Source organism: Sphingobacterium sp. SGL-16 (assembly GCF_011043515.1).
GTDB lineage: Bacteria > Bacteroidota > Bacteroidia > Sphingobacteriales > Sphingobacteriaceae > Sphingobacterium > Sphingobacterium litopenaei.
The window spans coordinates 1-25,430 of record NZ_JAAKGQ010000038.1 but is presented as its reverse complement, the minus strand read 5'-3'; the positions used below and the strand labels follow the sequence as shown (position 1 = coordinate 25,430).

The 25,430-nt window shown below is 36.1% G+C and carries 19 protein-coding genes and 1 pseudogene; 10 read left to right on the top strand and 10 right to left on the bottom strand.

Annotated elements, in window-relative coordinates; translation table 11 throughout:
• Positions 1-41 precede the first annotated feature (41 nt).
• Positions 42-464 carry a DUF4488 domain-containing protein gene (locus G5B32_RS12430; protein ID WP_165291854.1) on the top strand — a complete coding sequence of 141 codons (423 nt, stop codon included), beginning with the start codon at positions 42-44 and terminating at the stop codon, positions 462-464.
• 3 nt (positions 465-467) lie between these two features.
• Here G5B32_RS12430 and uvrC read toward each other — a convergent pair whose 3' ends face one another.
• The 3 genes from uvrC to G5B32_RS12415 all read right to left on the bottom strand — a co-directional run bounded on the left by uvrC (position 468) and on the right by G5B32_RS12415 (position 6,688).
• Positions 468-2,267 (bottom strand): excinuclease ABC subunit UvrC, encoded by a 1,800-nt coding sequence (uvrC, locus tag G5B32_RS12425; RefSeq protein WP_165291853.1) that lies wholly within the window; start codon positions 2,265-2,267, stop codon positions 468-470.
• A gap of 73 nt (positions 2,268-2,340) precedes the next feature.
• Positions 2,341-4,596 carry a penicillin-binding protein 1A gene (locus tag G5B32_RS12420; RefSeq protein WP_165291852.1) on the bottom strand — a complete coding sequence of 752 codons (2,256 nt, stop codon included), beginning with the start codon at positions 4,594-4,596 and terminating at the stop codon, positions 2,341-2,343.
• Between the two features lie 16 nt (positions 4,597-4,612).
• The gene (locus G5B32_RS12415) at positions 4,613-6,688 is read right to left on the bottom strand and encodes a tetratricopeptide repeat protein (protein WP_165291851.1); all 2,076 of its coding nucleotides are present in this window, start codon (positions 6,686-6,688) and stop codon (positions 4,613-4,615) included.
• A 165-nt stretch (positions 6,689-6,853) separates the two neighbouring features.
• On the opposite strand from G5B32_RS12415, the gene G5B32_RS12410 reads away from it, so the two are divergent.
• The gene (locus G5B32_RS12410) at positions 6,854-8,062 is read left to right on the top strand and encodes a TCR/Tet family MFS transporter (RefSeq protein ID WP_165291850.1); all 1,209 of its coding nucleotides are present in this window, start codon (positions 6,854-6,856) and stop codon (positions 8,060-8,062) included.
• A 1-nt stretch (position 8,063) separates the two neighbouring features.
• On the opposite strand, the gene ispF is transcribed toward G5B32_RS12410, so the two are convergent.
• Positions 8,064-8,540, bottom strand: a complete 477-nt coding sequence (ispF, locus tag G5B32_RS12405; RefSeq protein ID WP_165291849.1) for a 2-C-methyl-D-erythritol 2,4-cyclodiphosphate synthase — start codon at positions 8,538-8,540, stop codon at positions 8,064-8,066.
• Between the two features lie 160 nt (positions 8,541-8,700).
• Between ispF and G5B32_RS12400 the strand changes: the two genes are divergently transcribed.
• On the top strand, positions 8,701-10,194 hold the full coding sequence (locus G5B32_RS12400) for an SUMF1/EgtB/PvdO family nonheme iron enzyme (protein WP_165291848.1): 1,494 nt from the start codon (positions 8,701-8,703) through the stop codon (positions 10,192-10,194).
• A 59-nt stretch (positions 10,195-10,253) separates the two neighbouring features.
• On the opposite strand, the gene G5B32_RS12395 is transcribed toward G5B32_RS12400, so the two are convergent.
• Genes G5B32_RS12395 through G5B32_RS12385 form a run of 3 tightly spaced genes read right to left on the bottom strand, consistent with a single transcriptional unit; the run spans position 10,254 to position 13,204 of the window.
• Positions 10,254-10,658: an acyl-CoA thioesterase gene (locus G5B32_RS12395; protein ID WP_165291847.1), complete on the bottom strand. Its 405-nt coding sequence runs from the start codon at positions 10,656-10,658 to the stop codon at positions 10,254-10,256.
• A 32-nt stretch (positions 10,659-10,690) separates the two neighbouring features.
• Positions 10,691-12,496 (bottom strand): MutS-related protein, encoded by a 1,806-nt coding sequence (locus G5B32_RS12390; protein ID WP_165291846.1) that lies wholly within the window; start codon positions 12,494-12,496, stop codon positions 10,691-10,693.
• Positions 12,497-12,547: 51 nt separating this feature from the next.
• On the bottom strand, positions 12,548-13,204 hold the full coding sequence (locus G5B32_RS12385; RefSeq protein WP_165291845.1) for a protein-L-isoaspartate(D-aspartate) O-methyltransferase: 657 nt from the start codon (positions 13,202-13,204) through the stop codon (positions 12,548-12,550).
• Between the two features lie 146 nt (positions 13,205-13,350).
• On the opposite strand from G5B32_RS12385, the gene blaOXA reads away from it, so the two are divergent.
• Entirely contained in the window at positions 13,351-14,163 is an 813-nt protein-coding gene (gene blaOXA, locus G5B32_RS12380; RefSeq protein WP_165291844.1) for a class D beta-lactamase, read from the top strand.
• Between the two features lie 18 nt (positions 14,164-14,181).
• Positions 14,182-15,021 carry a DUF4886 domain-containing protein gene (locus G5B32_RS12375; protein WP_165291843.1) on the top strand — a complete coding sequence of 280 codons (840 nt, stop codon included), beginning with the start codon at positions 14,182-14,184 and terminating at the stop codon, positions 15,019-15,021.
• Positions 15,022-15,054: 33 nt separating this feature from the next.
• On the opposite strand, the gene priA is transcribed toward G5B32_RS12375, so the two are convergent.
• Together priA and G5B32_RS12365 are read right to left on the bottom strand one after the other, a co-directional pair.
• The gene (gene priA, locus G5B32_RS12370) at positions 15,055-17,532 is read right to left on the bottom strand and encodes a primosomal protein N' (protein WP_165291842.1); all 2,478 of its coding nucleotides are present in this window, start codon (positions 17,530-17,532) and stop codon (positions 15,055-15,057) included.
• A 67-nt stretch (positions 17,533-17,599) separates the two neighbouring features.
• Positions 17,600-17,989 (bottom strand): DUF423 domain-containing protein, encoded by a 390-nt coding sequence (locus tag G5B32_RS12365; RefSeq protein WP_165291841.1) that lies wholly within the window; start codon positions 17,987-17,989, stop codon positions 17,600-17,602.
• A gap of 134 nt (positions 17,990-18,123) precedes the next feature.
• On the opposite strand from G5B32_RS12365, the gene G5B32_RS12360 reads away from it, so the two are divergent.
• From G5B32_RS12360 to G5B32_RS12340, 5 genes are all read left to right on the top strand, one after another.
• On the top strand, positions 18,124-20,751 hold the full coding sequence (locus G5B32_RS12360) for a hypothetical protein (protein WP_165291840.1): 2,628 nt from the start codon (positions 18,124-18,126) through the stop codon (positions 20,749-20,751).
• Between the two features lie 48 nt (positions 20,752-20,799).
• Entirely contained in the window at positions 20,800-21,813 is a 1,014-nt protein-coding gene (locus tag G5B32_RS12355; RefSeq protein WP_165291839.1) for a DHH family phosphoesterase, read from the top strand.
• Positions 21,814-21,828: 15 nt separating this feature from the next.
• On the top strand, positions 21,829-22,812 hold the full coding sequence (locus G5B32_RS12350; protein WP_165291838.1) for an FKBP-type peptidyl-prolyl cis-trans isomerase: 984 nt from the start codon (positions 21,829-21,831) through the stop codon (positions 22,810-22,812).
• A gap of 133 nt (positions 22,813-22,945) precedes the next feature.
• Positions 22,946-23,728: a TatD family hydrolase gene (locus G5B32_RS12345; protein WP_165291837.1), complete on the top strand. Its 783-nt coding sequence runs from the start codon at positions 22,946-22,948 to the stop codon at positions 23,726-23,728.
• A gap of 2 nt (positions 23,729-23,730) precedes the next feature.
• Positions 23,731-24,747, top strand: a complete 1,017-nt coding sequence (locus G5B32_RS12340) for an asparaginase (RefSeq protein ID WP_165291836.1) — start codon at positions 23,731-23,733, stop codon at positions 24,745-24,747.
• Between the two features lie 125 nt (positions 24,748-24,872).
• Here the strand turns inward: G5B32_RS12340 and G5B32_RS12335 are convergent.
• Positions 24,873-25,430: pseudogene (locus G5B32_RS12335) on the bottom strand (hypothetical protein); the annotation flags it as partial.

The following is a 25,430-nucleotide window of genomic DNA, read 5'->3' as shown; positions in this document are numbered from 1 at the left end:
CATATTTTTTATATTTAGTTAAAACTTCAAACCAATTAATTATGAGAATTTTCCTAACCTTTATTTATTTAGTATTATTTACTACAGGTTTATTTGCCCAAACAAATCCTTCTCTAGCCGGAGTATGGAAATTATCCGAATTCAAAGACGGTAATGGCGAATTAATAAATGTGCATCCTGTATTTTATAAATTCTTTGACAATACGGATTCATTTACAAATCTATCCCTTCGTGACACGGGACTAACCTTCGCCCACAAAGGAAAGTATAGTTTAGATGTTCATAACAACACTTATACCGAAACAGTTGTCAAACTGAATCAATCGAATACACAAGCCGTTACCGCTGTCAATACATTAAAGATTTCGTTTAGTGAGGATAAAACTTCCTTTACTATTGAGGGTACAATCCAAAGTGTTAATGGGCCATTTGCTTTATATGAAGTATGGACTAAGCTGGATTAGCCACTATTGAAAATATTCGCGAAGTGCTTTTATCTGTTTCAGATTAAGCACTTTTTTTAGTTCCTCATCAGTCTGTTCTTTGATTCGTTTTACAGATTTGAATTCTGTTAACAGTTTTTCCACCGTATTTTTACCAATCCCTGGTATATTTTCCAATTCCGAAACGAAAGTCTTACGACTACGTTGATTTCGGTGAAATGTAATACCAAAACGATGCGCTTCATCACGCAAATGTTGGATAATTTTTAGTGTTTCAGATTTTTTATCTAAGTAAAGCGGATATTGGTCCCCTGGATAGAATAACTCTTCCAAGCGTTTAGCAATACCTATTACCGTTACTTTCTTATCAATGCCCAAAAGTCTTAAGCTTTTCAAAGCAGCTCCCAATTGCCCTTTTCCTCCGTCTATAACGATTAATTGTGGCAACTCATGTCCTTCATCCAACATACGGCGATAACGGCGGTGAACAGCCTCTTCCATCGTTGCAAAGTCATTTGGACCTTCCACAGTCTTCACATTGAAGTGCCTATAATCCTTTTTAGAAGGTTTCGCATCTTTGAAAACAACAATAGCCGACACGGGATAATTTCCTTGAATATTGGAGTTATCAAAACATTCAATATGACGAGGCAATACATTTAGACGAAGATCTTTCTGCATTTGCAACAACAAACGTTCTGTACGCACTTCAGGATTAAGCTTTTCATATTGCAACATACGTTCCTTTTTGAAATAAGCTACATTTTTCAACGATAAGTCTAGAAGCTTACGTTTGTCACCCAATTTCGGAACAATGAATTTGACATAATCATGAATTCCTTCAATTTCCAAATCAAAAGGAACAATAATTTCTCTAGACAAAGATTTGTAGCGATTACGAATTTCCGGAATGGCAATCTGTAGAAGTTCGGCATCCGTTTCATCCAGACGCTTTTTCATTTCTAAAGTTTGCGTTTGAATAACTACGCCATTCATGACCTTCAAAAAGTTCACAAAAGCCAAACTGTCATCCGAAGCAATACTGAATACATCTACATTCGTAATAGATGAACTTACGACTGTTGATTTAGATTGGTAGTTCTCGAGCTTGTCCAGTTTATTTTTGAGGTGATGCGCTAATTCGAAATTTAACGATGAAGCGGCTTCATTTAACTGATCTTTGATTCTATTTTTTACGATCGTAATTTTACCGTTCAGGATATCTTTGATATCCGAAAGATTTTGGTCATAATCTTCCAAAGATTGCTTTCCTTCACAAGGCCCTTTGCAATTTCCAATCTGATACTCCAAACAAACTCTATACTTTCCTTTAGCAATCTGTTCGGGAGCAAGATTTAAGTTACATGTACGCAACGGAAAAAGTTCACGAATCGTATCCAGTACAATATGCATCATACCCACCGAGGCATAAGGTCCAAAATAAGTGGAGCCATCTTTGATATATTTACGCGTCCAAAACACACGCGGGAAAGGTTCATTTTTGATAACAATCCAAGGGTAAGTTTTGTCATCTTTAAGCATAACATTGTACCGAGGCTTATGCTTCTTGATCAGGTTATTTTCCAACAACCAGGCATCAATCTCGGTATCTACAATCGTGAAAGCTATACGCTGAATCTTGCGTACCAACACCCGCGTCTTTGAATTCAGTTGCCTATCATTTACAAAATAAGAGCTTACCCGATTTTTTAAATCTTTTGCCTTCCCTACATAGATCAACACATCCTCTTTATCAAAATATTGATAAACACCCGGTTTGTGTGGAATCTTCTTTAACTCTTCTTTGTAATCAAATGAACTCATCAATGCAAAATAAAAATGCCAGACAACAAATTACAAAAATTCATTATCTGGCGTGTTATTAATTTTAAATATTTTAAAATCCTAAACGGTCATCTTGTAATTCGGGCTCTTGCGGTTCTCCCCCATAATAGACGCCACTATACTTCGAACAATCTATAGTTCGTGTCAGCCCTCCAGGAGGCTCTGGGAAATCTTCTTTGGAATATTTTAGCTTGCTGTCTGCATATACACGCTTCATATACAGCCCAAACACTGGCAAAGCTGCTGCTGCACCCTGACCATATTGCATATTGCTAAAGCTAATTCCTCTATCCTCGGCGCCCGTCCATACTCCTGTCACCAATTCTGGTGTAATACCAATGAACCAAGCATCAGAGTTGTCGTTCGTTGTACCAGTCTTACCACCAATTGGATATGTAATTCCGCCAAATTCTGGTCTACGTAAACGGCTAGCTGTACCGCCATCTACCACACCTTTCAACATATCGACCATAATATAAGCTGACTCGCTGTTTAAGACTTTTTTAATATCAGGTCTATTTTCATAAAGCACCGTACCATCTTTTGTTTCCACACGTAAAATCATCATTGGTTTTATCCAAGTACCGTGATTTACAAATGCAGCATAAGCACCTACCATATCGTACACAGAAGCTTCATATGCACCCAATGAAATAGATGGATAATTGGGCACATCGGATGTAATACCCATTTTTCGTGTTAATTCAGCCACATTCGATGCCCCAACCAAATTAATCAAATAAGCCGTAGCGTAGTTTTGCGAATATTTCAAGGCATTTTTCAATGTAATAGGATTACCACCTTGCACTGTACCTCTTGGCGTCCAATCACCATACGTTTGTTGGTAATTTGGAATAGGCTGACATGGTGAATAATCATTATCTATAGCCACAGCATAAGTAAATGGTTTCGCTGTTGAACCCACCTGGCGAATACCCATTTTTACCTGATCGTACTTATAATGCTCGAAATTGATACCGCCTACCCAAGCTTTTATATGACCAGTTTTTGGTTCCATAGACATCATGGAATTACGCAATATCAATTTGTTATATTTGATAGAATCCATTGGTGTCATGACGGTATCTACATTTCCACGCCAAGTGAAGATGGTCATTTCAGTTTTAGTATTGAAAGCCTTTTTGATTTCTTCGTCACTAGCGCCGTCTTTTTTCATCTGAATATAGCGGTCCGAACGACGCATACCTGTTTGCAACAATTTAGCACGATCGCCCGTAAAAGCACTACGATTGCGCCATTGCTTATTAAACTCACGTTGCAGTTTTTGCATCCACTCCCTTTGCGCAGCTTCTGCATACTCTTGCATTTCGTAATTAATCGGCGTGTAAATTTTCAGACCATCACGATCCAAATTATATGGTGTGCCATCTTCTTTGGTAATGCCAAGACGTTGGAACTCTTTCTTTATTTCATCTTTTAATACCGCTCTAAAATATGGCGCCAATCCTTCTCCATAGCTAGAAACATTCAAGTCTAGTTTCAAAGGTTTTTCTTTTGCTGCCAAAAACTCTTCGTCAGTAATAAAGCCTTCTTTCAGCATATTTTCCATCACCACATTACGACGACTTTTTGAGCGTTCTTGTGTATTTTTCCAGACTGGAGAATAACGAGAAGGACCTTTCAACATCCCCACTAAAACCGCAGCTTCCTCTATCTTTAATTTATCTGGTGTAGTATTGAAAAATGTACGTGCGGCTGATTTGATACCGTATGTGTTTTTGTAACCAAAATCTACCGTATTGAAATACATCATGATGATTTCTTCTTTGGTATAATTACGCTCCAAACGCACCGCAGTAATCCATTCCTGCAACTTTTGCATGATACGTTTCAAGGTGTTTTCTTCCCTCTTTTCGGAGAATAAATTTAAAGCCAACTGTTGGGTAATGGTACTACCTCCTTGTTTATTTCCCATCAACGTATGGAAAACCGTAGTAATCGTACGTGAATAATCGATACCCGAGTGACCATAAAAACGTTTATCCTCGGTAGAAATTAAAGCTTGAACCAAAAAAGGAGACAAATCTTTGTATTCTACATTGGAACGGTTCTCTTTATAATATGTACCCAATACACGGTTGTCATCAGTAAGAATTTCAGAAGCCAAATTACTTGATGGATTTTCTAACTCATCAAAACTCGGTAACTTCCCAAATAAACCTATGCGGACTAAAAAAAGAAATAGTGCGACAAAGCCAACACCTCCTAAAATTATAATCCAAAACCTCTTGGTATAACGCTTAATATCTTCTGCTGTGAGTTTACTATTCTTCGATTCTCTCTTCATGTTAATTCGTAGAATGCTACTTATTTATATATTTTTCTAAATATTTGTCTATGTGCGACTTCTCTTTCGATAGTTCGAATGTTGATTTCGGAATTACAAAGGTAGTATATTTTTTTTCACCAACCTTTATTATTTCCGGCAGGAAACCTACAATATTTGATTCAAAATTCTTCGCTACATCTAAGGATTCAAACACACCTACTGAAATCATTTGTACGGAATCTCCGAGAAAGGACAGACTGTGTCCATAACCCGAATTTGCATATCGGGTGCGCAAAAACTGACCAATGGCATATCGGCTAGGCACTAAATTGACACGTGGATTCTCGATCATGACAACAAAATAATACGGTTCTAATTTTGGCAATTCATATTCAATAAACGTTCCAATATTTTGTAAATCGCGCGTGTGAGGATTAGAAGCCAATGTATCCACATTCAACTCCATTTCTTTCATTTGAAATAACCCTCTTGATTTTTCCAAAGCAAATTTCCTTTTTTCAAAATCACTTTTATTATTTATTATAAAACGAAGATGATGATTTGCCCGATTTCCTTCAGGAGTATGGATATAATTTTGTCTTACGTTTTCCAAAGCTCTAATCAAGGAATCTACAGGGTGTATATGTCCTAATGCAAAGGCTTGGAGGTAAGAAAATTTAGATCTATGGGAAATTTCCCAATTATCTTCATCTAATAAACTATCGACCTTTCGTATTACATCGGAATATTTTTCAGCCTCAAAATCAGCATAAAGCTGTGCGTAATTGGTATAAAATTTCTGCTGTTCGAGGAGTTTTTGCTCGTATGCATGATTGGCAAATTCGATAGTATCCGAATCCAGTAATGCCAATTCATGCAAATAATCCATATTTTGGTAATCTGAAAACTCCACCAGTTTTTTCATCAAGCTCAAAGCCTCATCTTTCAAATTATACTTCCGATAAAATCTAACAAGTTCATAAAGAGCTTGTTTATACGATTCAGTATTTGCGTTTTCTTTATCCAATTTCTCGATAGGTAACAATAATTCCAACCATTCTTGATAATTTTCAATAAGACCTGCATAATTCTGTCCCACCAAATCAAGTGAATCCAAAGTTATTTCTGCTAAGCTATTTCCAGCAAGTTCAATTTGATTCTGTTGTAGATAAATCTTTGCCAATTTCCAATGTACAAGATTTCTAAATGATGCAGACTCAGTTTGATGTTGTAAAGATTTTTGATAATAATTAACTGCTGTATCTAAATTGGAAGCCAGGGCAAAATTATCCGCAATAGCCGCAAACACTATTTGTTCTTTCCCTATTGAATAACCTTTGTTAAGAATTCTCAGCAAAATGCCTGTTCGTTGCTCGAGCTTATTGGATATTATATTTGCTAAAGCAATTTCAGCTTCCAGTTTTATTTCATCAGAAACGGTATTCGATTTTGCGACTTTACTCAAATAATTGGAAGCTAAAGCGTTTCCAGTATTTGCATAGAGCTTTCCCATTTGCAATTGCCAATGCTGCTTATATTTTTTCGGAAGGAAAGTCTTAACAGCTTGTTGCAAATAAGTCGCTGCAGAATCCGGTTGGTAAGCTACTAGAAAATTATCAGCTTTTAAGGCATAAAAGAGAGCTTTATCCTTTTTTGAAAGTTCGTCTTTCGGAAAATCATTTATTATTCTTAAGGATTCATTTGTCTTTGAAAGACTGTACAAAGCCTTCGCTTTCCATAAAGTCGCGTCCAGGGACAAAGACTTATCTGTTATTAAATCTAAATAGGCTAAGGAATTATAATATTCAGCCTTAAAAAAATAAGCTTTACCTAATTTGAAATATAATTCTTCCTGCAAATAAGAATGATTGGCGAGTGGTAGCAATTCTTGAAGTCTAGTAACAACTTCGTCCATATTTGCGAAATACGATTTATTAGGCGTTCCAAATAAGGAAGAAGTAGAATAGTGAAAATTGTTTTCCACCTGCAGCAACAATTTATCTACATTATACAGTGCATTATATCGAATCTTGAAATTAGGACTTGATGTTTTCTCATTCTGGTTAGGATGTCGAGGAGCAACACAGCCACACACTGCTACCAACAGCATGTATATCGCTATAATTTGTAGAATTTTTAAATCGACTAGTCGCATTAATAATCAATAACTTCCAACCAAATATACTACATCAAAGAGCTTTAACCGAATAATATAAATAGCTTCCGAACAAATACTTTATAAATGCTGTTAGTTTATTACCTTTATCGCGCAAACATGAAATCATCATCGTCAAAAGGACTACTTTTTATATTTATCACGGTCGTGATTGACTCTATTGGACTGGGAATAATTATTCCCGTCATGCCAAAATTGATTCAAGAATTAATACATGGGGATCTGAGTCAGGCATCCAAATACGGCGGATGGCTAGTTTTTATGTATGCTTTTGCGCAATTCTTTTTTGCATCTGTACTGGGGAATCTCAGTGATAAATATGGCAGAAGACCCGTACTTCTGTTTTCTCTTTTTGGGTTTTGTATCAATTATATTTTGACAGGATTAGCGCCATCCATAGTATGGCTTTTCATAGGCAGATTGGTGGCAGGTATTACGGGAGCAAGTCATACTGTAGCTGCGGCGTACATTGCTGATATCAGTACTCCACAGAAAAAAGCACAAAATTTTGGTTTATTGGGTGCAGCTTTTGGTCTAGGTTTTATTTTAGGCCCTGTCTTGGGCGGCGTTTTAGGACAATACGGTTCCAGAATTCCATTCTTTGCTGCAGCAGGATTATGTTTGGTAAATGTGATTTATGGTTATTTCGTTATTCCCGAATCCTTAAAACCCGAATTAAGAAGACCTTTCAATTGGAAAAATGCGAATCCGATAGGCGCTTTTATTCACATTAAATCCTACCCCAATATACTTCCGCTGATGCTTTGTATCTTTTTGATCAATATTGCCGCGAATGCAGTGCAAAGTACGTGGTCTTATTATACAATGGAAAAATTTCATTGGGACGAACGCATGGTAGGGCTTTCTTTGGGATTCGTAGGAACATTACTCATGATAGTCCAAGCAGGATTAATGCGTGTGATAATTCCAAAACTAGGACTTCAAAAGGCGATACTTACAGGTTTGGTTTTATATGTAGTGGCTTATTCGCTATTTGGGTTTGCAACTGCCAGTTGGATGATGTACGCGATCAGTATATTTTTTGTTTCGGCAGGTATTGCTGGGCCAGCCCTACAGAGTTATATTTCGGATCAAATTCCCCAAAATGAACAAGGCCAAATACAAGGAGGCATCACTTCTGTAATCAGTTTGACCTCTATTATTGGTCCTTTAGTGATGACCACATTGTTTTCTTATTTCTCCAGAAAAGATGTGCACCCGTATTTTCCAGGTGCACCATTTATTTTATCTGCCGTATTGGCAATTCTAACCTTAATAATCGCTTGTCTTTATTTCAGAAAGAAATAAGCTATTTCTGAATCAAACAAACTGCGTATGCTACGACACCTTCTTGACGTCCGACAAATCCCATCGTCTCGTTTGTAGTGGCCTTAATAGAAATATCATCGATATCCAAACCAGTAACTTCTGCAAGTTTTTCTTTCATTTGCGGAATATAAGGTTTGATTTTAGGAGCTTCCAAACAAAGCATCGCATCGATATTTCCTAAAGTCCATCCTTTTTCCGTAATCAAACGAATACATTCTTTTAATAAAATAAGACTACTTACGCCCTTCCATTTCATGTCTGTATTGGGGAAATGATAGCCTATATCTTCCAAATTCGCTGCCCCCAAAATAGCATCACATATTGCATGTACCAAAACATCGGCATCCGAATGACCAAACGCTCCAGAATGATGCTCCAACTGCACACCTCCAACTATAAAAGGATGCCCTTCTTTCATTTGATGAACATCAAAACCAAATCCTACTTTAATTTTCATAATGAGACGAAATTAAGGTTTTAAAAAGTAAATAACGACATATCTAAGAGCATCTTTGTACATTCTAAATAAATGCAACAAATTTCTAATCAAGGTTTTCTCTCTATTATAAAATTATTTATATTTTTGGGTGTTACTATTAATCCAATTAGATCCAATTATGCATAAATTGCGTATAGTTATAGCTGCACTATTCATTTCCACTAGCCTTGTTAGCTTTTATTCCTGTAAAAGCAATCGAAAAAATGTATCTGATAAAACTGGTGTAAAATACAACGATCCTTATAATGGAGGACTTCAGATAAATCGAAAAGTAAAAGAAGCTCCAGGTCCTGGACTGATTGCAATTGAAGGAGGAACTTTCGTAATGGGAGGCAGCCTTAACGAAGATATTGCCTATGCGCATGATAATTTGAAACGTCGAGTAACAGTTGCTTCATTTTATATTGATGAGACAGAAGTTTCGAACGCGGATTGGTTAGAATATTTGCATTGGATTGGACAGAATTTCCCTCAAGATCGTAAAATGTATTATGACGCCTTACCTGATACTTTGGTGTGGCGAAATCCGCTATCTTACAACGAACCTTATGTTAATTTTTACTTGCGCCATCCTTCTTTTCAAGACTACCCTGTAGTGGGTGTCACTTGGGAACAAGCAAATGCTTACGCGCAGTGGCGTACGGATAGAGTGAATGAACATATTTTGAGACAAAGAGGTGTATTGGCTGATTACCGCACCGTAAGTCAGCAACAACAGCAAAACCCTCCTTTCAATTCGGATATTTACTTAAATGGACAATATCAAGGACAGGGCATTGATGGAAATAAAATGCCTAAAGATAATCGTCCTGGCGCGCAACAAAATGCTCGTCGTACAGTGCGCATGGAAGATGGGATTTTGAAACAAGCGTATCGTCTGCCAACAGAAGCAGAGTGGGAATACGCCGCATTAGGGTTAATTGGTAATACGTTTGAAGGAAATATAGAGTCCAATAAAACTTATCCTTGGAATGGATTAGGTGTTCGCGATCACAAACGTCGCACACAAGGTCGTATGATGGCGAACTTCAAAATCACTAGTGGTAACAATATGGGGGTAGCAGGCAACCTAAATGATGGTGGCGATATCACCGTTCCAGTGAAAAGTTATCAGCCTAACGATTTTGGATTGTACAATATGGCTGGAAATGTCAACGAATGGGTAAGTGACGTCTATCGTCAACTTTCATTTGAAGATTTTGATGATTTTAATCCTTATCGTGGTCATGTCTTTCTGGATAATCAATACGAGGATTCTGAAACGGGTAAATTAGCAAAAGACCAATATGGAAGACCTGTAAAACTTGCCGCTAAAGCACCAAGAAAACAAACCTGGGAAGAATTGCAAGCAGCTCAATCAGGAAATTCTACAGAAACAACATATAATAATGATGTTCGTGGTTTCAAAGACGAAGAACAAAAAGAACTTTATGGCAAAACTACATTAGTGAATGACAAATCTAGAGTATTCAAAGGTGGCTCGTGGAATGATCGTGCTTATTGGCTAAACCCTGGAACACGACGTCATATGCAACAAGATGAATCCAACGCCATGACAGGCTTTAGATGCGCGATGACGATGGTAGGAAATGTTTTTGGGCCAAAGAAATAGACTTTCAAGAATAAGTATTTAAAAATAAGGCGGTCAATAATTAATTGACCGCCTTATTTTTATGCTGTAACATCTAATCCTTCTAACACTGGAATAGGCTTCTTCTCATCATCGAGTGCAACAAATGTAAACATCCCTTGAATAGCAAGTTCTCTTCCATCCTCATACATGTGCTCTAAGTAGATTTCTACTTTCACTTTTAAACTTGTACGTCCTACACTTTCTACTCTTGCAATAGCCTCTATAATACTTCCGGAAGGAATCGCTTTTTCAAAATTAATTTTATCTGAAGACACGGTAACTAAACGTTTACGACAAAAACGTGTAGCTGCCATAAACGAAACCTCATCCATAATCGCCATAGCTTTCCCTCCAAATAAGGTGTCGTGGTGATTCGTCAAAAACGGGAATACTGTAGTACATACTCGCGTCTCTGCCTGATCTATTCTTTCTTCTAAAGTCATTTTTTATTTTTATTTGCACAAAAGTACAATTTCTAAACGTTTTGCACGTCCACGCCTATACCTTTAAGCAAAAGAGAGGCATTAAAAATCGTACATTTTCCATTTTTCAACTTATAATCAAATAACATTTCGCCATCGTGTACCTGAATATCAAAATGGAAATTTTTCAATTTTCCTACATATTCTTCTTCTAAAGAAGCCAATTGCAAGTCATGTGTAGCAACAATACCCTTTCCTTCAATGTCTAAGATTTTACGGATTATGGCTTTAGAACCTAAATACTTATCCACAGAATTTGTGCCTCTCAACATTTCATCTATTAATACAAATGTATTTGGATCGGTAGCCAATTTCTCTAAGATAAATTTCATACGATCTAGTTCTGCCTTAAATGTTGACGTACTTTCATTTAAACTATCCTTAATACGCATGTAACTCACCAAGCTATAAATTGGTAATGAAAATTGTACTGCACAAACCACTGCTCCGGCATAAGCCAAAACGGCATTGATTCCTATTGTACGCAAAAACGTACTTTTACCCGCCATATTTGAACCAGTAATTAAAGCCAACTGGTGATCTCGTGCATCATATGTATTAGCAACTGCTACTTCCTGACTAATTAAAGGATGATTTATTGCTATTGCTTGGATTCTATCTGTCTGTGGATTTTCCAAAATTGTAGGCGTCGCCCAAGTCGCATTATTACTTTTTAAAATAGCCAAACTAATTAAAGCTTCAAACTCAGCGATAATATCGAAAGCCTTAAGCACGTTACCTTCATAGTTTTTCTTCCAATCAACAATGGCTAAGACTTGTTTGAAATCCCAAAGCAAGAGCATATTCAGAATAGAACCTATTAATATATTATTCCGCGCATCCAACTTATCTACCAAACTACCCAAATGTTTAAAAGCTGTGGATAAATTCTCCTGTTTATTGGTCTTAAGTTCGGATTGTAGCCTTTGATTTAAAGAAGCCGCAAATTGTTCCTCTTCTACCATCTTTACCGCATCCGAATAAGCGATCAACGTCACTCCAATTTTGTCAATACGACTAGAAAAGTAAGAAACTTTACCTCCCAACGCCATTGACCAAATCAAATGAACAATTGCCAGGAGTAGCATATAATTCCAAACTGGAATTACAAATACCGATATCAGTACACCTAAGACAAATAGCAAAGGGGCAATTTTCACATAAATACGCATAAATGAAGAACCAAACTGTAAAGCTTGATCTTCCATGTAACGCGTTAAGAAAGTTTTGATATTGACTTTTTGTCCCAGATTAAACAACAATTTGGTTTGCAAAAGTTGTGTCCATTCTTTTTTGGATGAAAGTTCAGCACTGGCTTCCTGTCTTTCCAAAATAGCTTTTTTTGAAGAAGGGCTTAAAAACCACGATGCCAGCAAAGACACACCATCATTCGTTGCCGTTCGATTTACTAAAGCAAACAAGGATTTTGGACCAAAAATATCTAGATCCGAACTGTAAGCATGTTTTCCATCTTCATATTCCGCCCCATCTACATACATATTTTCTGCACCTGCCTCTATATGCACTTCATTCTCATTCACTTGAAGAAAAGCTTTCTTCTCATCACGCACTTTTTCCAGCTTACTTTGACGCAACACCAAATACGCAAAGCCTAAAACTATCGCAAAAACTGCCAACAATAAAATCCAAATATTATTGAGCTGAAATATCTGGAATAAGGCAGTAGCACCAATTAATATTAGTGCTAAGCGCATAAGACTATTGCGGTTGATACTTTTCTCTAGAACGATAAGTTCTTGTTTCGTCTGTTGAATATTTTGTTCGTAGAATGCCTTCATTAGGGCTAAAGATAGGCAAAAGCCATAGAAGAATTCAAATGCAGAGAGAATTTACCAGGCTTTATCACCCACCAAAGGAACAAAGCGGAATGTATCCAATTCAATGCGTTCGAAATCATTTTCTCCAATACGCAGTATGGTCACCATCTTCTGCGATTTCTCATCTCCTACCGGAATAACCAATAATCCGCCAAGCTTGAGTTGCTTCAGCATGATTTCGGGTACAAAAGGAGCTCCTGCAGTCACGATGATTTTATCATATGGAGCATGTTCCGGAATGCCCTTAGAGCCATCCCCTAAGAAAAAATTGGGTTTGTATCCCATATAAGGTAATACTTGAATCGTACGTTGGTACAAATTTTCTTGACGCTCAATAGTATAAACTTCAGCCCCCAACTCCATCAAAATACAAGTTTGATAACCTGACCCTGTACCAATTTCAAGAACTTTATCGCCCTTTTTTACGTGTAATAATTCAGATTGATAAGCCACTGTATAAGGTTGTGAAATCGTCTGTCCATCTCCGATTGGAAAGGCTATGTCTTTGTAGGCTTGATTCCAAAATGTCTCGTCAAAAAAGAAGTGACGAGGTACTTTTGCGATAGCTTCGAGTACACGTTTATCTTGTATACCTCTACTTTCTAGATGCTTCACCAGCTTATTCCTTGCGCCCTTCTCTCTATAATTATCTATGAATTTGTATGCCATCGTCCTTCAAAAATACCATTGTTTGACCATATTATTAAAGAATAAATACAATTAATTCGAAGCCAATAGGTTTAGATTTTTGATTCATATTTTAGGGTTTCTAGTTTTTAATAGGTAATTTCATAAATTTATAAAATCTTATGATCATGCGCTATTTTCTACCGTTAGTTTTGTTTCTTTTTTTCGGATGTGATTTCCAAGGAAATAATGTCAAACGCAGTGATGAGTTTAAAAGCGAAATAGAAAAATTCTTTGCAGAACAAGATCTAAAAGGAACAATTTTGGTTTTTGATGCTAAAAATAAAACATACTATTCCAATAACTTCGAATTAGCAGAAAAAGGATACTTACCAGCAAGCACTTTCAAAATCGTAAATTCTATTATTGCTTTAGAAACAAGTGTTCTGAAGGACGAAAACGATTCTATGCGCTGGGATGGACAAAAAAGAGCTTTTGAAACATGGGAAAAAAACATGACTGTTCGCGAAGCTTTCCATGCCTCTTGTTTACCCTGCTATCAAGAAGTGGCACGACATATCGGAGTGAAACGCATGAAATCTTATCTAAACAAATTGCATTACAGCAATATGGATGTGAATGAAAGCACCATTGATAATTTTTGGATTGAAGGTAAATCTCGCATTACCCCTTTTGAACAAATCGAATTTCTGCAGCGACTTTACACTAAGAAACTTCCTATTCTGAATTCTACATATGACAAAATGATTCGCATTTTCGAAAAAGAAAATACCGAAACTTACAAATACTTTGCTAAAACAGGTTGGTCACAAGACAATTACCACAACAACGGGTGGTTTGTTGGCATCGTAGACAAAAATCCTTCTGTCTTCTATTTTGCACTTAATGTAGAACCTGAGGATCAAAAAAACACGAGGAAATTTGCCGCAGGAAGAGAAATAGTCACCAATGAAGTCTTAAAACTCTTACAGATCTTATAAACAGCATACATTTACACTATGAAAAAAATTCTTTCCCTTTTATTTGCTCTTGCCTTTTTAACATTTGACAGTTCGGCTCAAGAAAAAGTTCTTAAAATCTTGGCTATTGGAAATAGTTTTTCCGAAGATGGTATAGAAAATTATCTACATGATTTAGCAAAAGCCGATGGACAACAAATTATTATTGGCAATATGTATATTGGCGGTGCTTCCATAGAGTTGCATGTAAAAAACTCTAGAGATGATAAGGCTTCTTATTCCTATCGAAAGGTAGGTCTAGACGGCAAAAAGGTAACAACAAAAGATGTGAGTATTTCCCAAGCTATCGCAGACGAAAATTGGGATTATATTAGTCTGCAGCAAGCAAGTCCTTATTCTGGACAATATGATGTTATAATGAAAGACTTGCCAGAACTTATAACTTATGTAAAATACTTGAAAAAGCCACATACAAAATTATTGTATCACCAAACTTGGGCTTATCAACACGATTCTAAGCATGGAGGGTTTGCAAATTACGACAACAATCAATCCAAAATGTATACTGAAATTGTACATGCCACAAAGAAAATTAATAAAATGAAGGATTTTGTGATGGTAATTCCTGCAGGCACAGCCATTCAAAATGCGCGCACTTCTACTCAGGGCGACACCTACACACGTGACGGTTACCATTTAGAATTAAACTATGGTCGCTTCACTGCTGCTTGTACTTGGTACGAAAAGTTATTTGGAAAAGATGTACGTAAAAACAGCTATAAACCAGAAAAAGTTACGGATCTACAAGCTCAAATTGCTAAACAAGCAGCACACAAAGCCGTAAAGAAACCTTTTAAAATTTCAAAAGTTAACTTATAACAGAAAGAGCGAGTTTAAACTCGCTCTTTCTATTTAATAGGGGTCTACATCAATTACCGTTCTTACTTTAGCATTATGCTTATCCAATTCAAAATGTAATAGAGCTGTACGAATAAGTTCTTTAACTTTATTGATGCTGATATTTGTGCGTTCAATTTTAAGTGTGATCGTCTGAATATAATGATTCCTGACTCGAGATACTAAAGGAGGCTCTGGGCCTAAGATTCTATTTCCTAACGAAGCACGTAATAGATTCGCGAGTTTTTGTGCTGAATCTAAAGTCTGCTGCTGATCTGGATGCTTTACATCTATTTTAATAATCCGATAGAAGGGCGGATATGAAAAGTTTTTTCGCTCGGTCACTTCCTGCATAAACATACCACTATAATCGTGATGGACGACCTGCTCGATAACACGATGATTCGGAGTATAGGTTTGGATTATAACTTTACCTTGGTCTTGACGACGACCAGCTCGACCTGCTACTTGAGAGAATAAAGAAAATGCTCTTTCGTACGCACGGAATTCAGGGAAATTGATAATTGTGTCTGCATTTAATATCCCAATCAAACTCACCCGACCAAAATCCAATCCTTTAGCAACCATCTGCGTACCGATAAGCACATCGTATTCATGGTCATCAAAAGCTGAAATTATTCGGTCAAATCCATATTTTCCTTTCGTCGAATCCAAATCCAATCGTCCAATACGCAAGTCAGGCATCAAGATTTCCAGCTCCTCTTCTACCCTCTCCGTACCAAAACCTTTGCTTTCCATATGCGGCATTCCACAAGCTGGGCAGACATTCACCGTGTTCTCCGAATGTCCGCAATAGTGACAATGCAAAAGATTGGAAGACTTGTGATAGGTCAAACTCACATCACAATTGACACATTTGGCCACATAACCACAGGTACTGCACTGCACAAAAGGGGTGTGTCCACGTCGATTTTGAAATAAGATAACCTGTTCTTTTTTGGCAACAGCCTCTTCAATTCCTTTCAACAAGCTGGCACTGAAATACGAATGCATTTCTTCTTTTCGGGTAGCTTCCGGAATATTGACAATTTCTATTTCGGGTAATTGGGCTTCCCCAAAGCGTTGCAACAATTCCACTAGACCATATTTATTGGCTTTGGCATTGTAATAACTTTCCACCGAAGGTGTAGCAGACCCCAACAATACTTTGGCATGATGTAAATGTGCTAAGTAAATAGCTGTATCGCGCGCATGATAACGCGGAGCTGGGTCATATTGCTTATATGAATTTTCATGTTCTTCGTCCACAATAATTAATCCCAAATCCCGAAATGGCAAAAACACCGAGGAACGTGCGCCTACTACTATCTTAAAATCATTTTTAATGACCTTATGCCACACTTCTGCACGCTCATTGTCATTAAATTTGGAGTGATATACACCCAAATCATTTCCAAAATGCAATTTTAGTCTTTCGGTAATTTGTGTGGTTAAAGCAATCTCTGGTAATAAATACAAGGCATTCTTGCCCGAAGCCAATGCCTGCTCTATCATTCTTATATAAATCTGTGTTTTGCCCGAAGCTGTTACTCCATGCAACAAAACCACATCTTTTTGTTCAAAGTGCTTATTGATATCGTCAAAAGCTTTTTCCTGAATTTCACTAAAAGTAAATTCTTTTGTCAGCAGTACATCCATACCTTGAAAACGGCTTACTACTTTTTCTTTGACCTCAAAGACTCCCTTATCAATTAAAGAAGTAATAGCTCCTGTTCCGCATCCTGTTGCTTCCATTAAATCCTGACGGGAAATATCCCCCTGCTTTTTGGTCAATTGTAAAAATCCCAAAACAGCATCCTGTTGCTTTGGCGCTCTATTTAAGCTATCCAATAAGATTCTTTTGCCTTCATCATCATTATAAATTGATGCTAAACGCAAAAAAGCTTTGGTTTTCGGTTTATAACGTTCTTTGATTTCTTCCGAAATTTGGATAAATCCTTTTTCAAACAAAGATTTCAATAAGGGGAAAACGGATTTCTGACCCAGAATCTTAGATACGTCACCAACAGATAATTCGCCAGCAACATCCAGCGCATCTAAGACTAAAAATGCTTTATCCGAAAGTTCAGAACGGTCTAATTCTTCATTATCTACTGCAATAATCTTCGTTTCAGAAGCCATTTTCAACGCAGCGGGCAATGCTGCTTGCATCACTTCGCCCAAATGACACATATAATAATCCGCTATCCAATCCCACAACTTCAATTGTCCCTCATCTACAATAGCATAGTCATCCACCACATCCAAAATATATTTAGCTTCATATTTCTCAGGCGGTTCTGTTGATATATGTTTGACAATAGCAGAATACACTTTATTTCGCCCAAATTGCACAATAACACGTATTCCTATTCCTATTTTATCATTCAATTCAAAAGGAACACGATAAGTATACGTTTTGGCAATAGCCAACGGCAAGATGACTTCTACAAAATAAGTTTTTCGTTCTGCAAATAAATCTGGACTCGACATATGCACAAATGTAACGAAAAAGCCCCTGATAGCATTTATCAGAGGCTTAATATTTTAGTTCATAATATTATGCTCTATTCTTCAAAGCTGCAATAAATAATCCTACCCATCCAATAATGAAGCATAAGCCTCCTAATGGTGTAATAGGGCCAAGAATGGAGATTTTTGTAATACCTAACAGTTCTCGTACACTTAACAGATAAAGTGATCCTGAAAACAACAAAATCCCTATCGTAAAAAAGATAAAAGAAACACGAATAGACTGACTTTTGGCACGAGAAAAAGTCGATAAAAACAATAAAGCAAAAGTATGGTAAAAATGATATTGATTCGCAGTTTTCCACGTATCAATATGGTATTCGCTAATTTTACCTTCTAAACCGTGTGCACCAAAAGCTCCTAAAATCACAGCTATTACTCCAAAAAATGAGGCTGTTAGAATGATTTGTTTATTCATTAATAGCTATACAAAAAAATATTTTCAGTTAATACAGTCATAAATGTACAAAAAATACAGACTAAAACACCACAGAAATAATGTTTTTGTCTCTTTCGTTTCTTTTCAAAATTGTAAATAATTAGGTTTGTAAAATGAGGAATACGATTATTGTTACGGTGCTGTTATTTATTGGGGTGATCGCTGCTTCCATCTATTATTTTCGTGATATCAATAAAGAACAACATAACACGCTAAAACCTTTAAAATATTTACCAGAGAACACTTTTTTAATTGCTTCTATCAAAAATGACGAAGTAACGGATAATATTTTCAAAGACTTTGATTTGTTCGATGCTCTTATTGGCAAAAAAGAAATAGAACTGATAAAAAAATACAAAAACCAGATTCTTCGCCATGAAGCATTGTACGAATTTATCGAAAATCAGGATGTGTTTATTTCTTTTCACCAAGAAGCAGATTCCTTAAACACATTATTTATAATTCCAACCTCAACAAATATTGAAGAAAGTGATTTCACTTCACTCCTAAATGAATATAGTAAAACATACAAAATTGCTTCAACAGATACCTTAGGTAATAAGATAACATCATTTAGTTTTGGCAATCCAGATACTACATTGTACACCACGTACTATGAGCATTTAATTTTTGCTTCGTATTCAAAAAGCACCTTACTTTCTATTTTGGATAAAAGCAAACCTAAATTATCCGAAAATCAGATTGATTACTTTATCAAAAATAATTCGCGTAATACCCCTTTAAGTGTTTATTTTCCCCATCAGCAATATCCAAATGTTATTAAGCATTTCCAACAGAGACAAAAAGGAATTTTTGCGGATCAATTTGCTGGATTAGAGGGCCAATCCGCTTGGAATATTAATTTTAAGCAAGATGCTTTAATGCTTACAGGCGAAAGTGAAGTGGATAAATCTAGAGGGAACTATATAGCCTTGTTCCGTAATCAGTCTAAAAAAACACAGCGATTATACAATTACTTCCCCGCCAATACAGCGGTATTCATGGAATATAGCATCAGCAATTACCCTAAGTTTTCGACAGATCTTCACGAATATTTCGAAGCGCGTGAGGAAACAAAAAAAATTCAAACGGCATTAGAATCTTTACAAGATAGTAGTTCTTCACTAAGTAAATTGCCATCAGTTTTGCAGCACGATTTTGCTTTAGTTGAGCAAACTAATCAAACACATATTGCTTTTATAGCTGTAAGTGACACTGCGGCTTGGATAGAAGTGGCGAATAGATTATTGGAAGACTCGAATGATAATATTTACCGTTTTAGAAACGCGAACATTCCTTACGCGTTATATGGTGAAGCTTTCAAAAACATGTCACGTCCTTATGTAGCACGTGTAGATGATGTTTTGGTGCTATCTAATTCCAGCAATGAATTACGTCAATATTTAAATGATTTTCGTCGAAAAGACTTGTTGACAGGAACTTTAGGTTTCAAAAATTTCGAAAAATTACAAGGAAATGAAGCGAATGTTACGCTCTTTGTGCACAATAAAAATGCTTTTTCAAAAATTTTATATTCGTTACCTAGACATTATCAAGCAAATTTTAGAGATAAGGAAAACTACGGGTTCCAAGACTTTTATTCTTGGTCATTACAGTTATCGGGTAATGCAGGAAGCCTTTCGTCTCAAATCTATGCTTTGTACAAAAGCAAAAATGCGCTAGGAAGCACAGCAGAATGGACTTACCAGCTAAATGATAAAGCTATCACTGCACCTTATGTTTTCGAACAATCGGATACCAGTCAAATGATCTTGATTCAGGAATTAGATCATACGCTTCACGCGATACATCCTTCAGGCAATAAATTGTGGTCTGCCGTTATATCTGGACGAATAGTCGGTGAAATGCAACAATTAACAGACCGCAGCATTATATTTGTAACGGACAAAAATAGATTGTATCGTATCGATACTTTTGGAAAAACATTAAAAGGATTTTCTACTGGAATCGCAGAGGAACCCATAGCAGCCCCGCTCGTGGCCAAAGTACAAAACAAATATGTGCTGCTGGTACCTACACGTAATAGGATTCTTGCATATAGCCAAGAAGGAAATCGTGTAGATGATTGGAACAACCCAGATATACAAGGAAATATTTTAGGAAGTATCCATAATGTAGGCTCAGATTTTGTAATCGCTACTTCTTACGGGCGCATTTATCTATTGAATAATAATGGATCCTTAAAGAAAGAAATTGACCTACCTGGGGATATAGAATTTAAAACGCCTATTGGAGTGATAGATTTAGGTAATAATTCGTTTGAATTTCTTGCTTATGACAATAAATCTATTCTTTATAGAATTGGATTAGATAAAATACAATCAGAAGTAAAAATAGAACGCCACGAAGAGAAGTATTATGGCGCATTTGCAAACATAAATAGCTCTTCAGTTCCAGAATTTATTTTGATTTCCGATAACAAAATTAGTGGCTATGAGCATAGCTCATTCAAACCTCTTTTCGAATATCATTTCACGAAAAGTATTGATGATAAGCCTCAGTTTTTCAAAAATGCTAAATCAAATGATCATCTAATAGGTGTTGCCTCCAAAGCAACCAATCTGCTGTATCTTTTTGGTGACAATGGCACAATAGTCGAAGGTTTTCCTGTTGAAGGACAACCTCTTTTCTACTATGGAAAAATAAATTACAACAGTGAAACGTATCTTTTGTGCATGCGCAGAGACAAAAAATTGTATGCTTTCAAGCATCAAAAATAATTTGAGGTAGACACTAATTATTTGTACGTTTGTATTCTTAATAAAAATATGTTACAAGGAGAAGATAATTTACAATTACTAACCAAACCTAGACGAATTGCCATTACTACTCACCACAAACCAGATGGTGATGCATTAGGGTCTTCATTAGGCTTATACCATTGGCTTAAACAGAATAATCATGATGTATCTGTGGTGGTATCCTCAGATTTTCCAACATTTTTGGACTGGATGCCTGGTCGTCAAGAGGTAATTGCTTATCCTGAAAAACCAGAACTTGCTAAACAGTTAATCGAAGAAGCAGAAATTATCTTCTGTCTAGATTATAGTGCTTTATCGCGCACCAATATTTTAGAACCAGTGATTGCGAATGCAAAGGGTCAAAAATGGATGGTAGACCATCATTTAGATCCTGAAGAGTTCGCGCAATTAACGTACTGGGATTCTAATGCAGCTGCAACGGCACAACTGATTTATACTTTCATTGCGGAGGTTTGTCAGGGGTCCGCTCAGATTGATGCTGATATTGCGACCTGTCTTTATGCAGGTATTATGACAGATACAGGCTCTTTTCGTTTTAGATCGACAACTTCGGCTGTACACCATATTATTGCAAGTTTAATTGATGCTGGTGCACGCAATTGGGAAATTCACGAACATATTTACAACAGTTCCACAGAGCGTAGACTTAAATTTTTAGGCTACTGTCTTTTAAATTGTTTAGAAGTTATTCCTGAATACAACACAGCGCTATTTGCGATTTCAAAAGAAGATTTAGCACAGTTTGAAATTACAACAGGGGATACTGAAGGGTTAGTAAATTATGCCCTTTCAATCAAAGGAATTCGTCTTGCTGCATTATTTGTTGACAGAACCGAATTAATTAAACTATCTTTGCGTTCGATCGGTGAAGTACCTTGTAATGAGATATGTAAAAAATATTTTAATGGAGGAGGTCACTTAAATGCATCTGGAGGAAGTTCTTCGGATGAATTAGCATCTGTTGTGAATAAATTTAAATCAATTTTACCTGAATATTCAGAATTATTAATAAGTAAATAAGTATTAATCAATAAAATGAAAAAATCAATATTTTTATTAGCTGCTGCAGTAGGATTATTCGCTACTTCATGTCAGAATTTTAAGAAAGCGGAAGGCGGTCTTGAATACAAAATCGTAAAAGACGAAGGTGCTGTTAAAGCTACAGATGGTGACCACTTATTTGTGGACATGATCGTGACTTCAGACAGAAATGACTCTTTGATTCAAAGCACATACGATATCGGTTTACCTCAATACGTAAACGTAGTTCCTGACACTATTGCTGGAAACTACAAAGGTAGCTATTCTTCTATGTTCAAATATTTAGGTGAAGGTGATAGCGCTGTATTCCGTCTAAACTTAGATACTATGGCTGCTAAATCTGGTCAACCAAAACTTCCAATTGGTGACAAATTCTTAACTTTTACTATCAAAGTTAGAAAACACTTCAAAAAAGCAGAATTACCTGATTCAATCGCTCACGTAGAATTAGATAAATATTACAGAGAGTTGATCGCTAACTTAGAAAAAGCTGAAGCTGGTAAAATCGAAAGCTATGTAAAAGACAACAAATTAGAGCCTAAGAAAACAGCTTCTGATTTACAATATGTAATTAAAGAAGAAGGTAAAGGTGCTAAGCCAGCAATCGGTGATACTGTAAAAGTTAACTACGTAGGTAAATTGACTCACGGTAAAGTATTCGATACTTCAATCAAAGAAGAAGCAGACAAAGCGAAACTTCCAGTTAACCCAATGCGCACATTTGAACCTATCAAATTTGCATTAGGTGTGGATCCAGTTATCCCTGCTTGGGTTGAAGGTCTTCAATTATTAAGCAAAGGCGGTAAAGCAACATTAATTATTCCTTCAAAATTAGCGTACGGTTCGAATGGTCAGCCTCAAGGTGGTATCCCTCCTTATGCGCCACTTATTTTCGATGTAGAATTAGTTGACATTATCAAAGGAACAGCACCAAAAACAGATTCTATAGCTACACCTGCTCCTGCTCCAACAAGATAATAAAATGCAATATATCTCTTGATATATTATCATAATTAAAATAAAAACACGGTTTTGTTATCAAAATCGTGTTTTTTCTTTTGTAAGCAATTCTTTTTTAACATTTTATTACTTTTACAGCATTATTTTAGCCATGACAATTCCAAATACTATTCTTACAGACACCCATACACATATCTATTATCATATAGGAACAGATAAAATGGAGGAGCAAATCGAAAGATGTATTGCAAACAATATTCATCGATTATTTCTTCCTAATGTAGAATCTGAATCGATTCCCCAAGTGATGGCCACTGTTAATGCATATCCTAATATGTGTTTTCCCATGTTAGGCCTACACCCTTGCAGTGTAAAAGAAAATTATAAAGAAGAGTTACAAAAAATAGAACAGGCTATTGCTAATACTAAGATTTACGCAATTGGTGAGATTGGTATAGATCTCTACTGGGACAAAAGCACATTAGCATGGCAACAAGATGCTTTTCGCACGCAAATCAATTGGGCAAAATCTTTAGGTTTACCCATTGACATCCACTGTCGTGAAGCTTTCGATGAGATATTCGAAATCTTGGAAGAAATGAACGACGAGAAGCTTTATGGTATTTTTCATTGCTTTACAGGAACTTTGGAGCAAGCTCATCGTGCAATCAACCTCGGATTTAAGTTAGGAATTGGTGGTGTAGTTACTTTCAAAAAAGCAGGTTTAGACCTTGTAGTCAAGGAATTGAACCTACAAGATATCGTATTGGAAACCGATGCACCCTATCTTGCACCAACTCCTTACAGAGGCAAAGAAAATGAAAGTTCTTACTTAATTCATGTAGCCCAAAAGGTAGCAGATTTACAAGAAACAAGCATTGAAGAAATTGCTAAAATTACTACTCAAAATTCTATAGACATATTTGGCATCTAGTCATGAATATATTTATCATATATACAGGAGGTACTATTGGAATGGTTCAAGATGAATCTGGCACCTTCGTACCTTTTGATTTCGAACTCATCAAGCGTAATCTTCCAGATCTAAGCCGTTTGGATTACCATCTGACGATTCATTCTTTTAATCCGATTATAGACTCATCCAATATGACGCCTGAAATTTGGGTTGAAATGGCACAGATTATTAAAGACAACTATGATAATTATGATGGCTTTGTAATTCTTCACGGATCAGACACGATGGCTTTTTCAGCTTCTATTTTGAGTTTCTTATTAGAAGGACTACAAAAACCAGTCATTTTTTCTGGTTCACAGTTACCTATTGGCGAAATACGTACGGATGCGCGTGAAAATATGATGACTGCTTTAGAAATTGCTAGTGCAAAGCACAATGGTAAATCTATCGTGCAAGAAGTTTGTATTCTATTTGACAATAAACTTTTCCGTGGTAACCGTTCTTTTAAGTACAATTCTGCCAAATTTGAAGCATTCCGTTCGCCAAATTATCCTGTATTAGCTGAAGCTGGAATTCATTTGAAATACAATTTCGATGCTTTGATGAATAATTCGGATAAAGAATTTATTTGCCACAATCACGTAGATAATAAAGTGGCTGTTCTCAAATTATTTCCAGGTATCAGTCCTGCAACTATTAAGTCTATTTTAGATTCGGATGTAAGGTCCATTGTTATGGAAACATTTGGTTCAGGCAATACAACTACGGATAAATGGTTTTTAGATTTATTAGCTGATGCAATTAAATCAGGAAAAAATATCCTTAACATATCACAATGTAAAGTAGGTTCAGTTGAATTAGGCAGATACGAAACCAGTCAAGGATTGAAAAGCATAGGTGTTTTGAATGGTTATGATATGACCTTCGAGGCAGCAGTTACCAAGCTCATGTATTTACAAGGAGAACTAGCAGATCAAGATGCTGTGGCTTATTGGATTGAAAAAGATATTCGTGGAGAATTAACAGTAAACGACTAAAAAGATATAGCCACACTAAATAATGTGGCTATTTTAAACCAAATATATATACAGCAACTACATTCTTTCAGTAAGGGAGCATACGTAATACATAAAACTCCTCATTGGTTAATCATATATACAGACTAAAAACTAACCTCATTTTCACCGTCCCAATTTTCATTTTTAGTGATTTTAAAAGCAACATTATTTGGCGCGCCCTCCAATAAATTTCCTCTAAAATCCAATTGGATGTTATTTTTAAGAGAACTACTCAATTCAAATGATTGTAACACTCCTGCATCACCTATAACATTTAAAATGTAGTTAACTGGTTTATTTTCATTTAGCAGTCCCATAAATTGATTGAATATAACCTGTTTATTCGATTGAAAATCATCTTCTATTTCAATCGCGGACTGATCCAGAATTGGATTTAATAAGCCAGTTGCAAAAGGACTATAAAAGAAGGGTTCATGTAATTGGTTAAGAACAATTTTCTTTACAGCTGATAAATCCTGGTCTGTAAACTCAACTTTAACTTGACTGTACAAACGTTGTAGCACAATATTGACCGACATATTACCCGAGACTTCTAAAGTACCCTTATAGCCAAATATTTCTGCATCCTTATTTGAGAATGGATTAGATATATAAATATCTGATGCTTTTCCAATATCCGGAGCAATTATTAAATCATCATT